The following is a 16,253-nucleotide window of genomic DNA, read 5'->3' as shown; positions in this document are numbered from 1 at the left end:
CCCGGAAACTTCTCGCCCCACAGCCCACGGAGAGCCCACGTGACCGTCCCTGACCAGCAGAACGACCGCGTCGCAGCCCTGCCGGCGCACCTCAAGGAGCAGCTGCGCCGCCGGCTCGCGGGCGGCGGAACCCAGCCCGCGAACCGCATCCCCACCCTGCCCAGGGACGGCTCACCGCTGCCCGTCTCCACCGCCCAGCGCCGCCTGTGGATGCTGGGCGAACTCGGCCAGGGCGGCGCCGAGTACAACAGCGCCGCCGCCCTGCGCCTGACCGGCCCGCTGGACACCTCGGCCCTGGGCGCCGCGCTCACCGACCTGACCGCCCGCCACGAGGTGCTGCGCACCACCTTCGCCACCGACGGCGCCGAGCCCGTGCAGCGGGTCGCCGAGCCCGGCCCGCTCCTCCTGCGCGTCATCGACCTGCCGGACGGCGACGGCCCCGTGCGCGAACGCCTGGACGCGCTGCTGCTGGCCGAGGTCCAGGTCCCCTTCGACCTGCGCGAGGCCCCGCCGTTCCGCCCGTTCCTGGTCCGCGAGTCGGCCGAGGTCCACGTCCTGGTGGTCTGCGCGCACCACATCATCACCGACGGCTGGTCCATGGGCGTGCTCCTGGACGACCTGGCGGCGCTCTACCGGTCGCGGCTGACCGGCGAGCCCAGCGGCCTGCCCGAACCCCGGGTCCAGTACGCCGACGTCGCCGCCTGGCAGCGGGCCCGCCGGGACAGCCCCGCCCAGGCCGCGCACCTGGCCTACTGGGAGCGGACGCTGGCCGGACTGGAGCCGCTGGAACTGCCCACCGACCGCCCGCGCCCGCAGCTGCGCACCGGGGCCGGCGCCACCTGCTCCCTCGACCTGCCCGGCGAGGTCACCCTGGGCCTGCGCAGGCTCGCCCGGGAGCACGGCTGCACCCTGTACACGGTGCTGGTCGCCGCCTACCAGGTGCTGCTGGCCCGGTACACCGGCAGCTCCGACATCGCGGTGGGGACCGTCGCCTCCGGGCGCGACCAGCCCGAACTGGAGCGGATGGCCGGGTTCTTCGTCAACACGGTGGTGCTGCGCGGCGCCGTCGACGAGCGGGAGCCCTTCACCCGGTTCCTGGGCGAGGTCAAGAACACCGTCCTGGACGCCTTCGACCACCAGGACCTGCCCTTCGACGAGGTCGTCACGGCGCTGCGACCCGAGCGCGACCTCGGCCGCACGCCGCTGGTGCAGACCCTCCTGGTGCTCCAGCGGGGCGCGGGCCCGGCACCCGCCATGCCCGGCCTGGACGTCGCGCACCACACCGTGCCGCGCGGCGCCGCCAACTTCGACCTCACCGTGGAGTTCGAGGACCGCGGCGAGGCGGAGCTGCGCTGCACCCTGGAGTACGCCACCGACCTGTTCGACCCCGCCACCGCCCGGCGGACCGCCGCCCACCTGGCCTCGGTCCTCGGCGCGGTGGCCGCCGACCCCGGCACCCGGGTGGCCCGTCTGCCGCTGCTGGACGCCGAGGGCGAGCGGCACGTCCTGGCCCTCGGCGAGGCGGCCGAGGCCGACCGCGCCCCGGCCCCCTCGGCGGCCGACACCCTGCCGGCGCTCTTCGCCCGGCAGTCGGCCCGCACCCCCGGCGCCGGCGCGCTGACCGACGGCTCCACCACCGTCACCTACCGGGAGCTGGACGAGCGGTCCGACCGGCTGGCGCGGCTGCTGGTGGAACGCGGCGTGGGCCCCGAGTCACGCGTCGCGGTGGCCCTGCCGCGCGGCGCCGACCTGGTGACCGCGCTGCTCGCGGTGGTCAAGGCCGGCGGCTGCTACGTGCCGCTCGACCCCGAGTACCCGGCCGACCGGGTCCGCCACATCCTCTCCGACTCCGCCCCCGAAGCCCTGCTGACCTGCGCCGAGGTGGCTCCCACCCTGCCCACCGGCGAACTGCCCGTCCTGGAGCTGGACGCGCCCGCCACCCGCGAGGCCGCCGAACGGCTCCCGGTCGGCGCCCTGACCGACGCGGAGCGCCGCGCGCCGCTCAGCGCCGACCACCCCGCGTACGTCATCTACACCTCCGGCTCGACCGGGCTGCCCAAGGGCGTCGTCGTGCCGCACCGGAACGTGGTGCGCCTCTTCTCCGAGACCGCACGGGACTTCGCCTTCGGCGCCGAGGACGTGTGGACCCTCTTCCACTCCTACGCGTTCGACTTCTCCGTGTGGGAGCTGTGGGGCCCGCTGCTGCACGGTGGCCGCCTGGTCGTCGTGGACCACGCCACCTCCCGCTCCCCGCAGGACTTCCTGCGGCTGCTGGAGCGCGAGCGGGTCACCGTGCTCAACCAGACCCCGTCCGCGTTCTACCAGCTGATCGAGGCCGACGAGGCGTTCGCCGCGGCCGGCGAGGAGAGCGCCGACCTGTCGGCGCTGCGCCGGGTCGTCTTCGGCGGCGAGGCCCTGGACCCCGGCCGCCTCGACCCCTGGTACGGACGGCACCCGGACGGCCCGGTGCTGGTCAACATGTACGGCATCACCGAGACCACCGTGCACGTCACCCGGGTACCGCTGGACGCCGGCTCCGCCCGGCGCTTCGGAGGTCGCAGCGTGATCGGCCGCCCCATCCCGGACCTCTCGGCCCGCGTCCTCGACAACGGCCTGCGACCCGTCCCCCAGGGCGTCACCGGCGAGCTGTACGTCGCCGGACCCGGCCTCGCCCGGGGTTACCTCGGCAAGGCGGCGCTGACCGCCGGACGGTTCGTCGCCGACCCCTACGGCCCGCCCGGCACCCGCATGTACCGCACCGGCGACCTGGTACGGCTGCGCCCCGACGGCTCGATGGAGTACGCGGGCCGCTCCGACCAGCAGGTCAAGATCCGCGGCTTCCGCATCGAACTCGGCGAGATCGAGTCCGCGCTGCACAGCCACCCCGCCGTGGCGAGCGCCGCCGTGGCCGTCCACCGCGACCAGGCCGGCCACCGGCGGCTGGTCGGATACGCGGTGCCGGCCCCCGGCCCCGCCCCGGACCCCCGGGCGCTGCGCGAACACACCGCCGCGAGCCTGCCGGACTACATGGTGCCGGCCGCCGTCGTCCTGCTGGACGCGCTGCCGCTGACCGCCAACGGCAAGCTCGACCGCAAGGCGCTGCCCGCCCCCGCGTACCCGGCCACCGAGTCGGGCGGCACCGCGCCCCGGACCCCCACCGAGGAAGCACTGGCCGCCATCTGGTGCGAGCTGCTCGGCGTGGAGCGGGTCGGGGTCGAGGACAACTTCTTCGACCTCGGCGGCGACTCCATCCTCAGCATCCAGACCGCCACCCGGGCCCGCGCCGCCGGGCTCCTGCTGTCCTCCCGCGACGTCTTCCTGCGGCAGACCGTCGAACAACTCGCCGCCGCGGCCGACGCCGCGGCCGAGGCCGGCCGGGAAACGGAGGCCGCCGTCGCCACCGGTCCCGCCCCACTCACCCCCATCCAACGCTGGTTCCACGAGACGTACCGGACGGCGCCCGACCGCGTCACCATGTCCGTGTACCTCCGGCTCGACCCGTGGGCGGACGTCGCCGCCGTCCGCGGCGCCGTCCACGCCCTGGCGGAGCGGCACCCCGCGCTCCGCTCCCGCTTCACCGTGCGCGACGGCGAGCGGGTGCAGGAGCCGGTCCCCGAGGCCGCCGGCGAGCTGTTCACCCACCTCGACCTGGCCCCCGTACCGGCCGCCGAACGGCAGGCGGCCCGGGAGCGCGCGGCCGAGCGGGTGCGCGGCGGCTTCCGGCTGGAGACGGGGCCGCTGTTCGGCGCCGTGCTCTTCGACGAGGGGCCCGGAGTGGGCCGCCGACTCCTGCTGACCGCCCACCACATGGTGGTCGACGGAGTCAGCTGGCGACTGCTCCTGGCCGAGCTGGACCGGGCCTACCGGCAGCTGGCCGAGGGCCGCCCCGCCGACCTGGGCGCTCCCCCGGTCCCCTTCGGCCAGTGGGCCCTCGCCCTGCGCGACCACGTCGCCTCGGGCGGGCTCGACCACGAGGTCCCGTACTGGGCCCGGGTCTTCGAGGGCGGCGGCGAGCGGGTGCCGGTCGACCGGGACGGCGCCAACACCGCCGGGTCGCTGCGCACCGCGCACGCCGAACTCGACGCGGGGCTCACCGAGTCGCTGCTCCAGCGCGTCCCCGCCGTCTACCGCACCCGCGTGAACGACCTGCTGCTGAGCGCCGTCAGCACGGTCCTCGGCCGCTGGAGCGGCCACGAGCGCGTCGTCCTCGCGGTGGAGGGCCACGGCCGCGAGGCCGCCGTACCCGCCTGCGACCCGGCGGGCACCGTCGGCTGGTTCACCGCCATGCACCCGGTCGCCCTCCGCCCGGACACCGGGGACGGCTGGCGTTCGGTGATCCGCTCGGTCAAGGAGCAGCTGCGCGCCGTGCCGCAGAACGGTTTCGGCTACGGCGCCCTGCGCGAGCTGAGCGCCCCCGGCACCCCGGGCGGTGTCCTCGCTGCGGACCCGCTGCCGCAGGTCTCCTTCAACTACCACGGCCGCTTCGAGTCCGGCGCCGCCTCCGACGGCCTGCTCCGGGGCCGCCTGGAGGACCTGGAGGACCGGCTCGCCGACGGCGAACTCCGCCCGCACCTGCTGGACGTCGTCGGGGTCGTCGAGGACGGCCGACTCGCCTTCACCTGGTTCTACTCCGACCAGGTGCACGCCCCGGCCACCGTCGAGCGGCTGGCCGGCGAGGTCGTGGCGGCGCTCGGCGAACTCGTCGCACACTGCCTGGCGCCCGGCGCCGGGGGCCGCACCCCCTGCGACTTCCCCCTCGCCCGCCTCACCCAGGCCGAGGTGGACCGGATCGCCGGGGACGGGCGCCAGGTCGAGGACATCGCCCGGCTCACGCCGATGCAGCAGGGGATGCTGTTCCACCGGCTGATGGACCCGGACTCGGACGCCTACGTCAACCAGCTGGCACTGCCCGTGCGGGGCGTCGACGACCCGGAGGCCTTCGCCGACGCCTGGCGCCGGACCGTCGAGGCCACCTGGGCGCTGCGCACCTCGGTCGTCTGGGAAGGGCTGGACGAGCCGGTACAGGTGGCCCACCGGCAAGTGGACCTCCCCGTCGAGCTGCACGACTGGCGCGCTCTGACCGCCGAGGAGCGCGAGCGGCACGTCCGCGAGCTGCTGGAGCGGGACCGGGCCCGCGGCATCGACCTGGCGGCGGCCCCGCTGACCCGGATCACCCTCGTGCGGACCGCCGACGACGAGGTGCTCCTGGTGTGGAGCTCCAGCCACCTGGTGCTCGACGGCTGGAGCGCCGCCGCCCTCTTCGCCGCGGCGGGCGCCGCCTACGCCGCGCTCCGCCGGGGCGAGGAGCCGCCCCGGCCGCGTGCCCGCCCCTTCCGCGACCACCTGGAATGGCTGGCCGGGCAGGACCCGGACACCGCGGACGCCTACTGGCGCGAGCGGCTGGCCGGCTACGACACCCCGACCCCGCTGCCCTACGACCGCCGGCCCGCCCAGGCACACCGCGCCAGCTCCGCCGTCCCCGTCTCCTTCGCCCTGCCGCCGGAGCAGACCGCCCGGCTGACCGCCGCCGCCCGCCGGCACCGGGTCACCATGAACACCGTGGTGCAGGGCGTGTGGGCGCTGCTCCTCTCCCACCACGGCGCCACCCACGACGTGGTCTTCGGCGCCACCGTCTCCGGACGCCCCGCCGAACTGGCCGGCGTCGAGTCGATGATCGGCCTGTTCATCAACACCGTTCCGGTGCGCGCCCGCGTCGAGGCGGGCCGCTCCCTCGGCGCGTGGCTGCGCGGTCTCCAGGCGGACCAGCTGGAGTCCCGCCCGTACGAGCACACGGCGCTCTCCCGCATCCAGTCGCTGAGCGAGGTGCCCGCCGGCACACCGCTCTTCGAGAGCCTGGTGGTCTTCGAGAACTACCCGCTGCAGGACGGCGGCGCCACCGAGCACGGCCTGCGGATCGGTGAGGTCGACGCCGTCGACACCAACAGCTACCCGCTGGCCCTCACCGCCCACCAGGACGACCGGCTGCACTGCGAGATCGCCTACGACCCGCAGCTGTTCGACGCGGCGACCGCCGCGGCGCTGGCGCGGCGCCTGGAGGTGCTGCTCACCGAGGCCGCCGCCGACAGCGACCGGCCCCTGACCGCGCTGCCCTGGCTCCCCGAAGGCGAGCGCGAGGAGCTGCTGAGCCGGGCGAGCGGCCCGGTCCACCACAGGCCCGCCGACCGGCCCGTCCACCTGCTCTTCGCGGAGCAGGCCCGCCGCACCCCCGACGCCCCCGCCGTCCGCTCGGGCGACACCGTCCTGACCCACCGGGAACTCGACGAGCGCACCGACGCCCTGGCCCGCCGGCTGGCGGCCCGCGGCGCCGGCCCCGGCACCCTGGTGGCGCTGCTGACCGGGCGGGGCGTCGAGATGGCCGTCGGGGTGCTCGGCATCCTCAAGTCCGGCGCCGCCTACGTACCACTGGACCCGGGACATCCCACGGAGCGGCTCTCCCAGATCGTCGCCGACACCCGCCCGGCCGTGGTCGTGACCCGGACCGGCCACCTCGACGTGTGGGCCCGCGTCGCCGCCGGCGAGGAGGCCGCCACCGCCGTCCTCGACCTGGACGCCGACGCCGCCGACGAGCCGCCCGCCGCCGAGCCGGTCCCGGCCGACGCCCGCGACCTCGCGTACGTCATCCACACCTCCGGCTCCACCGGCCGCCCCAAGGGCGTCATGATCGAGCACCGCCAGCTCGGCTACATCCTCGACGCCTGGGAGCGGCGCTACCACCTCTCGGAGAAGCGTCTCGACTTCGTCTCCGTCACCAGCCTCTCGGTCGACCTGTTCTTCGCCGACCTGCTGCGCTCGGTGCCCTTCGGCGGCTCCCTGACCATCTGCCCCCAGGACGTGGTCACCGACCCGCCGAGGCTGCTGGAGCTGATCGAGTCCGTCGGCGGCACCGGTCTGGAGCTGGTCCCCGGCCTGGCCGACGCGCTGGTCGCCGAGGCCGCCGTACGCGGCCGGGGACTGCCGCCGCTGAAGCTCCTGTCGGTCGGCTCCGAGGGCTGGCGCACCCAGGACTGCCTGCGGCTGCTGGACCACGTGGACCCCGCCACCGAGGTGGTCAACGCCTACGGCTCGACCGAGGTGACCATCGACGCCACCGTGCTCACCCCCACCCCGGCCGCGCTGGAGGGCGCCGCCTTCGTCCCGGTCGGCACTCCGCTGGCCAACACCCGGGTGCACGTCCTGGACGGCACGCTCTCCCCGGTCCCCGCCGGGGTCGAGGGCGAGCTGTACATCGGCGGCGAGGGCGTCGGCCGCGGCTACTGGGGCCGGGCCTCGCTGACCGCCACCCGCTTCGTCGCCGACCCGTTCACCCGCGGCGCCCGGCTGTACCGCACCGGCGACCGGGCGCGTACCCGGCCCGACGGATCGCTGGAGTTCCTCGGCCGCGCCGACGACCAGGTCAAGGTCCGCGGCTTCCGCGTCGAACTCGGCGAGATGGAAGGAGCCCTGGCCGCCCTGCCCGGCGTACGCCAGGCCGCGGTCAGCGTCCGCCAGGAGGCCGGGCGCACCCTGCTGACCGGCCATGTCGTCCTCGCCGACGAGGCCGCCGGGACCACCGGCGGCGACCTGCGCCGGGCCCTGCTCGCCCGGGTCCCCGACTACCTCGTACCGGCCCGCTTCGCGGTGACCGACGCCCTGCCGCTGACCCCCAGCGGCAAGGTGGACCGCCGGGCGCTCGCCGCCACGGCCTCGGCGGGCGCCGCCGGCGAGGAGCGCGTCGCGCCGCGCACCCCCGCCGAGAAGCTGATCGCCTCGGTCTGGGCGCAGACGCTGGAGGTCGAGGAGGTCGGCGTCGACGACGACTTCTTCGAGCTGGGCGGCGACTCGATCCTCAGCATCCGGATCACCTCCCGGCTGCGTACCGCACTCGGCCGCGACCTCTCGCCGCGCGCGCTCTTCGACCACCCCACCGTGGCCCTCCTCGCCGCCGCCCTGACGGGGACGGACGGCGGCCCGGCCACCGCACCGATCCCCCGTACCGAGGGCGACGAAGGGCCCCTCTCCTTCGCACAGCAGCGGCTGTGGTTCCTCGACGCCTACGAGCCCGGCAGTACCGACTACGTCTCCCCCACCGGCCTCAGGATGCGCGGCCCGCTCGACCCCGAGGCCCTGCGGCACGCGCTGGACGGCCTGGTGGCCCGGCACGCCTCGCTGCGCACCGTCTTCGAGGAGGTGCGCGGCCGGGCGGTGCAGAAGATCCGCCCGCCCGCCGAGGTGCCGCTGCCCCTCACCGACCTGAGCGCGCTCACCGGCACGGACCGGGAGGAGGCCCTGGAGCAGCTGCTCGCCGAGCAGACCGGAACCCCCTTCGACCTGCGCGAAGGTCCGCTGCTGAGGGCCGCGCTGGTGCGCCTGGACGAGGAGGACCACATCCTGGCCCTCTGCGTCCACCACATCGTCACCGACGGCTGGTCCAGTGCGGTGATCGCCCGCGACCTGGAGGCCCTGTACGCGGCCCACCGCCGCGGCGAGGGGCCGGGCCTGCCCGCGCTGCCCCTCAGGTACGCCGATTTCGCCCGTTGGCAGCGCGACCGGCTCACCGGCCCGGTCGCCGACGAACAGGTCGGCTACTGGCGCCGGCGGCTGGCCGGGCTGGAGCCACTGGAGCTGCCCACCGACCGCCCGCGCCCGCCCGTGCAGACCAAGAACGGCGCCACGCTCGGCTTCCGCGTCCCCGAGGAGACGACCGACCGGATCACCGAACTGGCCGCCGACCGCGGCGTCACCCTCTTCATGGTCCTCGTCGCCGCCTGCCAGCTCCTGCTGGCCCGCCACAGCGGGCAGCGGGACATCGCGGTGGGCACCGTCTCCTCCGGCCGCGAGCGGGCCGAACTGGAGGAGCTGGTCGGCTTCTTCGTCAACACCCTGGTGGTCCGCTCCGACATCGACGAGCACGGCAGCTTCCACGACCTGCTCGCCCAGGTGCGGCACACCGTCGTCGAGGGCCTCGCCCACCAGGACGCCCCGTTCGAGCGGCTGGTGGACGAGCTGGTCCCCGACCGGGACCCGAGCAGGTCCCCGCTCTTCCAGGCCATGGTGGTGCTCCAGAACACCCCGCAGCAGCGGGCCGAACTCGACGGCCTGCGCATCGAGGAGTTCGCCCTGCCCTCCCACAGCACCGCCTTCGACCTGACCGTGCAGTTCGAGGAGGTGGACGGGGCGCTGGTGGGCGGCATCCAGTACAACACCGACCTCTTCGACGCCCCCACGATCCAGCGGATGGCCGGCCGGCTGCGGACCCTGCTGGACTCGCTCACCGCCGCGCCCGACCGTCCGCTGCACACCGCGGCCCTGCTCCCCGCCGACGAGCACGCGGCACTGTCGCGCGCCGGAACGGGGGCGTCCGTCGCGCCGCCCGAGGAACTGACGGCCACCGCGCGCTTCGCCGAGCAGGTCCGCCGCGACCCCGGCGCCCCCGCCGTCGTCGACGGCGAACTGACGCTCAGCTACGCCGAGCTGGACGCCCGCGCCAACCGGCTCGCCCACCACCTGCGCGAGAACGGTGTCGGCCCGGACGTCCTGGTGGGCGTCTGCCTGCCGCGCGGGGCCGACGCGGTGGTGGCGGCGCTGGCCGCGGTCAAGGCGGGCGGCGCGTACGTCCCGCTCGACCCCGCCTACCCGGCCGAGCGGCTCGCCGCCATGGCCGAGGAGACCCGCACCCCGGTGCTGCTCACCCTGGACCGGCTGCGCGAGCGGCTGACGGCGGCCCCCGCCGCGACCGTCCTGCTCGACCGCGACCAGGAGCACATCGCCGGCCTGCCCGCCACCGCCCCCGACGGGCCCGCCGGCCCGGACCACCTGGCGTACGTCGTGTACACCTCGGGGTCGACCGGGCGGCCGAAGGGCATCATGATCCCGCACCGCTCGCTCTGCCACACGGTGGCCGACTTCGCCGAGCGGTTCGGCATCGGCCCCGGCGACCGGCTGCTCCAGCACCTCTCGCTCAGCTTCGACGGCGGGGTCTCGGACATCTTCTGCACCCTGATGTCCGGCGCCACCCTCTGCTTCGGCCAGACCGAGAGCGGCCAGGAACTCGCCGCCGAGGCACGGCGGCTGGCGGCGACCGTGCTGATGACCCCGCCCGCGCTGCTCGCCGCGCTCGACCCGGCCGAGGTACCGACGGTACGTACGGTCGGCGCGGCCGGCGACGCCTGCCCCGCCCCCCTGGCCGCCGTCTGGTCCGCCGACGGCCGCCGCTTCCGCAACATCTACGGCCCCAGCGAGACCACCCTGGTGGCCACCCTGCACACCGGCGGCTACGCGGGGAGCAGCCCGAGCGTGCCGCTGGGCGGGCCGCTCGCCGGGGTCCGGCTGCACGTCCTGGACCGCTGGCTGCGGCCGGTCCCGCCGGGCTGCCACGGCGAGCTGTACATCGCGGGCCCCGGCCTGGGCCGCGGCTACTTGCGCAACCCGGCGCTGACCGGGGAGCGCTTCGTCGCCTCCCCGTTCAGCGGTCCCGGCGAGCGGATGTACCGTACCGGCGACCTCGTCCGCCTCCAGGCCGACGGGACGCTGGACTTCACCGGACGCCAGGACCACCAGGTCAAGATCCGCGGCTTCCGCGTCGAGACCGGGGAGGTCGAGTCGGCGCTCCGCGCCCACCCGGACGTCGGCGAGGTCACGGTGGTCGCCGCCACCGACCCGGCCACCGGGCACAAGCGCCTCGCGGCGTACGCCACCCCGTCCGGCGCCCCGGGGAGCGGGCGGCCCGTCCCCACGGCGCTGCGGACCTTCCTCAGCACCGTCCTCCCGGCCCACATGGTGCCGACGGCCTACGCCGTCCTGGACGAACTGCCGCTCAGCCCCAACGGCAAGGTGGACCGCCGCGCCCTGCCCGCCCCGGCACCCGTGGCAGGGCCCGGCTCCGGCCACGTCGAGCCCGAGACCCCGCTGCAACGGCTGCTGGCCGGCATCTGGACCGAGGTGCTGGGCCTGGAGCGGGTCGGCATCACCGACCGGTTCTTCGACATCGGCGGCGACTCGATCCTCAGCATCCAGGTGCTGGCACGGGCCCGGGAGGCCGGGGTCCGGATGACCGGAAAGGACCTCTTCCTCCACCAGACCATCGCCGAACTCTCCCGCGTCGCCGAGGTCGGCGACGACGGCGCGGCGTCGTCGGCGGCACGCGGCCCGGTCAGCGGGGACGTCGTCCTCACCCCGGCACAGCGCTGGTTCTTCGCCACCCGCCGGCAACCCGACCACTTCAACCAGTCGACCCTGCTGGACCTGGCCGGCCCGGCGGACCGCCAGGCACTGGGCCGCACCCTGCTGGCCCTGGTGGCCCACCACGACGCGCTGCGCAGCCGGTTCACGCCCGACGGCACGGGCGCCCGCCGCCAGTGGGTCACCGAGGAACTGCCGACCGCCGAGGAGCTGCTGGCCGTCCACGACCTGTCGCGCCTGGCGGCCGGGGAGCGGCGGGAGGCGGTCGAGCGGCGCGCCGTCGAGGCCCAGCGCGGCTTCGCCATCGCCCGAGGCCCGCTGCTGAAGGCCGTCCTGTTCACCACCGGTGACGGCCCGGACCAGCTCTTCCTCACCGTCCACCACCTGGTGGTCGACACGGTCTCCTGGCGCGTTCTCCTGGACGACCTGGAGCGCGGCTACCACCGCGCCCTGGCGGGCGAGGAGATCGTCCCGTCGGCCCGCACCACCTCCTTCCAGGAGTGGGCCGCACTGCTCCAGGAGCACGCCGCCGAGGGCGCGGCCGACCACGAGCTGCCGCACTGGGCGGACGTCCTGCGGGCGGTCGAGCCGCTGCCGACGGACGGGCCGGGCCCCAACTCCGCCGCCACCGCCGCCACCGTCGAGGTCCGCCTCGGCCGCGAGGAGAGCACTCACCTGCTGCGCACGGCCCCCACCCGCTTCCGGGCCCGCGCCGCCGACGTGCTGCTCGGCGTACTGGCGCTGGCTCTCGGCCGGTGGACCGGACGCCGGCGGGTGGTGCTGGAGGTGGAGAGCCACGGCCGGGAGGAGATCTTCGAGGGCGTCGACCTCTCGCGCACGGTCGGGTGGTTCACCTCGGTCCACCCCGTCGCCCTGTCCGTGCCCCCGGACAGCCCCGCGCAGGGCGGGGCGGGGCCCGACTGGTCCCGGCTGATGAAGTCGGTCCGCCGCGACCTGCGCACCGTCCCGGAGAACGGCCTGCGGTACGGCGTCCTGCGCCACCTCGCCCCCGAGGACTCCCCGGGTGCCGCGCTGCGCGACCTCCCGGAGGCCGAGGTGGTCTTCAACTACCTGGGCCAGTACGAGAGTGCGGCACCCACCAGGACGGCCGCCGGCCCGGACCGGCTGATCGCGGTGGAACACGGAGCCCTCGGCGAGGACGCGGGCCCCGACGAGACCGCCACCCACCTCCTGGAGGTGGTCGGCAGCGCGGTGGACGGCCGGCTCGGCTTCACCTGGTACTACTCCACGGCCGTCTTCCACCCGGGCACGATGGCCAAGGTCGCCCAGCTCTTCGAGGAACTGCTCGGCGACCTGGCCCGCCACTGCGCCGCCCTGCCCGGTGCCACCCGACAGGAGAACGCGTGATGGCCGCCCAGGGGAAGACCCTCCAGCCGCAGCGGACCGTCCGTCCGCTGTGGCGCAACCGCGACTACAACCTGCTCTGGATGAGCAGGACCTTCACCGAGGCCGGGTTCAACGCCACCTTGATGGCCTTCCCCCTGCTGGTACTGGCGGTGACCGGCTCACCGGCCCAGGCCGGGCTGGTCGCCGCGGTCAACGCGACCGCGCAACTGGTCGCGGGCGTGCCCGCCGGCACCCTGCTCGACCGGTGGAACCGCAAGGTGGTGATGCTGGCCTGCGAGGTCGCCCGGGTCACGGTGCTCGGGCTGCTGGTCTGGATGATCTGGCAGGACACCGTGGAGATCTGGCACATGGTGGTCACCGCCGCCGTCCTCGGACTCTGCGCCTCCCTCTACGACCCGGCGGAGGAGGCGTCCCTGCCCCACGTGGTCCCCGAGGAGCAACTGGCCACCGCCGTCTCGATGAACCACGCCCGCGGCAGCATCGGGCAGTTGCTCGGCACCGGTGCCAGCGGCGTGCTCTTCGGCGTCAAGCACCTGCTGCCGTTCGCCGCCAACGCCGTCGCCCACGTGGTCTCCTTCTGCCTGCTGCTCTTCATCCGGCTGCCCAAGCCGCCACCGCCCGAGGCCGGAGAGGCCCGGCCGGGCTTCTGGAAGGAGACCGCGGAAGGACTGCGCTGGGTCTGGGGGCACCGGCTGATCCGGGTCACGGCGTGCTGCGCGGTGGCGCTGAACTTCCTCTTCCAGGTCGTCTACCTGGTCATCATCATGGCCGCCCAGCAGGACGACGTGCCCTCCGGCCAGATCGGCGTGATGGCCGCGATGTTCGGCGTCGGCGGCCTCCTGGGCGCCCTCGCCGCCCCGCGCCTGTACCGGCTGCTCGGCCAGCGCCACTCGGTGCTGATGGTCTTCTGGGCGATGGCGGTACTGGCGCCCGTCTCGCTGACGGTGACCAACGGCCTCCTCCTGGGCCTGCTGCTGGCGGGCATGGCCTTCTTCGCCCCCACCGCCAACACGGCGGTCAGCACCTACCAGCTGCTGACCACTCCCGACCGGCTGCGGGGCAGGCTCAGCGGGATCATCGGACTGGTGTCGGGCGTCTCCGCGGCGCTCGGCCCCCTGGCCGGCGGTCTGACCATGGAGTGGGCCGGCCCGCGCTGGGCGATCGTCGCCGCCGCCGCGGGGACCGCCGTCGTCGCGGTGGTCGCCACCCTCAGCCCGACCCTGCGCGGCTTCGACCCGCCCCAGGACGGGACCGCACCCGCGCCGGAACCCGCCGCCACCGCACCGTCCGGCGGGGAGTGACCGCGTACGGCGCGGCCGTGGGATGACGAGGGGGGGCCGCCGGACGGGCGGCCCCCCCTCTCTCACGCGTCCCGCAGGTACGCCAGCACCGCCAGCACCCGGCGGTTGCCGTCGTCCGGGGAGAAGCCGAGCTTGGTGAAGATGTTGCCGATGTGCTTGGCCACCGCACCCTCGCTCAGGTGGAGTTCGTCGCGGATCATGGCGTTGGAGTGCCCGGCGGCCATCAGGGCCAGCACCTCCGACTCCCGGGCCGAGAGCAGCTGGGTCCGGGTGCTGCGGTCCCGCTCGGTCAGCAGGTGGCGGACGACCTGGGGGTCGATGACGATGCCGCCGGCGGACACCGACCCGATCGCCGCCACGAACTCGCTCAGCTCCCCGATACGGTCCTTGAGCAGATAGCCCAGCCCGCCCCGGGTGACCCCGGGCGCGCTCCCGTCGAGCGAGAACAACTCCTTGGCGTACGCCTTGGCGACGTACTGGGAGAGGACCAGGACGGGCAGGTCCGGGTGGTCCCGGCGCAGTCGCAGGGCGGCGCGCAGGCCGTCGTCGCCGTGGCCGGGCGGCATCTGGACGTCGGTGATGACCAGGTCGGGCCGGCACTCCCCGACGGCCGTGACGAGGGCGTCCGCGTCGGCCACCGACCGCACCACCTCGTGGCCGAACTTGGTCAGCAGCTCCTCGATCCCGGCGCGTACCAGCGCGGAGTCTTCGGCCAGGACTATGCGGAGCGCGGGCACGGGACCTCCAGAGTGAGAGCGGTCGGGCCGCCCGGCGGGCTGGACAGGGCGAGTCTCCCACCGACCACCTCGGCCCGGTCGGCGAGCCCCTGGAGGCCGCTGCCGGCTCTCAGCGCGGCGCCCCCCACCCCGTCGTCGTGGACCGTGACCTCCAGCCCTCCTTCCGAACGGCCGCCGCGGACCACGGCGTTCCGGGCCCCGCTGTGCTTGGCGACGTTGGTCAGCGCCTCGCTGACCACGAAGTACGCGGCGGCCTCGATCTGGCGCGGCAACCGCTCGGCCAGTTCCAGCTCGACCCGGACCGGCACCGGACAGCGCACCGCCGCCTCCGAGACGGCGGCGGCCAGTCCCCGGTCGGTGAGGACCTGCGGGTAGATGCCGTGCACCAGGTCGCGGAGTTCGGTCAGGGCGTCCTTCGCCTCGCCGCGCGCCCGGGCGACGAGCCCCGCGCCGCGCCGTACCGCCTCCGGGCTCTCCTCCTGCCCGGCGCCCTTCAGCTCCAGCTCGGCCAGGCCCAGCGTCATCACCAGCGCCACCAGACGCTGCTGCGCGCCGTCGTGCAGGTCCCGCTGGATGCGGTGCCGCTCGGTCTCGAAGGCGTCCGCCAGCCGGGCCCTGGACCGGGTCAGCTCGACCACCCGCGCGTCCCGGTCCGGCTCGTCCCCGCGGGGGGCCGGATGCAGCAGGAGCCGGGCCAGCCGCGCCTGGAGCGCCGCCACCGCACCGAAGCCGTAGAGCGCGACGGGCACCGCCGGGACGGCGATCGCGGTGAGGATCAGCGCCTCCGGCTGCCCCGAGCGGTACGCCGCCCAGGGCGGTACCACCAGCGTCGCTGCGAGCAGGACCGCCAGCAGGAGCAGGGCCACATCGATCAGGAGGAAGAGGGTGGCGAGGAGCACCGCGTACCCGAACTCCCGCCAGGTGGCGGGCTCCCGGAGCCGCACGGTGAGCCAGGACCGGAGGCCCGGCTCCTCGACGGGGGCGTGCGGGGAGGGGATGGCGGGGGTGCCCGGCTCCTCGATCAGCCGGAGCCTGCGGCGCTCGATCTCCGCCAGGGGCAGGCTGAACAGGACGGACCCGACGAGCATCGGCACCCCGACCCCGATCACCGAGAGCAGCAGTCCCAGCCCGATCAGCACGCCGAGCACCAGCAGGGTGACGGCCCCGAGCCCCGCCCCGGAGAGCAGATAGAGGAGCGCCCGCCAGGGCTCGGCGGAGCTGAGATAGCTCAGCGGCGGCTGCGTCGTCGGTCGTCTGACTGGCGGGGTGCTCACCCCGCCACCCTAGGTACCCGGGGACGCGACGGACACCGGAACCCGGGGAATCCCCCGCGGGCCCGGCGGCCTGGTAGCGCCCGCTCTCCGTCCCGGGCGCCCCGCGCGCCTCTCGCGGACATGGCACGCACCGGCCGCCGTGCCGGGCGGTTCCCGCCACCCGCCCGATCCGTCGGACGGCCGCGCTGACGCCCCTCGCGCTCGCGGCCCGGTTTCCGTGCGAGCAGGGCGTGCGGGCGCAGTCGGTGAGGGTGTTCGGGGCGGCGCCGGTGCGTCCGGTGCCGCCCGCCCCGGTGGGCAGGGCGAGGCCGAACCTGTCGGCCGGGCCGGGTGGCCGGGCCGGGTGGCCGGGTCGCAGCCGGTCGTCGGCCCCTGTCTCCTGAGACGACGGACGC

Annotated in this window: 4 protein-coding genes; 2 read left to right on the top strand and 2 right to left on the bottom strand. The window is 75.4% G+C overall.

Annotated elements, in window-relative coordinates; all coding sequences use genetic code 11:
* The first annotated feature begins 39 nt into the window (after positions 1–39).
* Complete coding sequence (locus tag ACSLIC_RS13840; protein ID WP_436737975.1) at positions 40–12,546, top strand: amino acid adenylation domain-containing protein; 12,507 nt, start codon at positions 40–42, stop codon at positions 12,544–12,546.
* Complete coding sequence (locus ACSLIC_RS13835; protein WP_436737974.1) at positions 12,546–13,847, top strand: MFS transporter; 1,302 nt, start codon at positions 12,546–12,548, stop codon at positions 13,845–13,847. The genes ACSLIC_RS13840 and ACSLIC_RS13835 overlap by 1 nt, the downstream gene beginning before the upstream one ends.
* Before the next feature lie 62 nt (positions 13,848–13,909).
* On the opposite strand, the gene ACSLIC_RS13830 is transcribed toward ACSLIC_RS13835, so the two are convergent.
* The gene (locus tag ACSLIC_RS13830; protein ID WP_436737973.1) at positions 13,910–14,584 is read right to left on the bottom strand and encodes a response regulator transcription factor; all 675 of its coding nucleotides are present in this window, start codon (positions 14,582–14,584) and stop codon (positions 13,910–13,912) included.
* Positions 14,566–15,858 (bottom strand): sensor histidine kinase, encoded by a 1,293-nt coding sequence (locus ACSLIC_RS13825; protein WP_436737972.1) that lies wholly within the window; start codon positions 15,856–15,858, stop codon positions 14,566–14,568. The genes ACSLIC_RS13830 and ACSLIC_RS13825 overlap by 19 nt, the downstream gene beginning before the upstream one ends.
* Positions 15,859–16,253: the final 395 nt, after the last annotated feature.

It is taken from the genome of Streptomyces sp. BBFR102 (genome assembly GCF_051397025.1).
GTDB lineage: Bacteria > Actinomycetota > Actinomycetes > Streptomycetales > Streptomycetaceae > Streptomyces.
The sequence above is the reverse complement of the archived record's forward strand: the minus strand, read 5'-3'. Positions and strand labels throughout refer to the sequence as shown.

What these genes read in the sequence shown, in the direction of transcription:
- ACSLIC_RS13835 (WP_436737974.1), top strand. Translation starts at nt 12,546, where the DNA reads ATGGCCGCCCAGGGGAAGACCCTCCAGCCGCAGCGGACCGTCCGTCCG.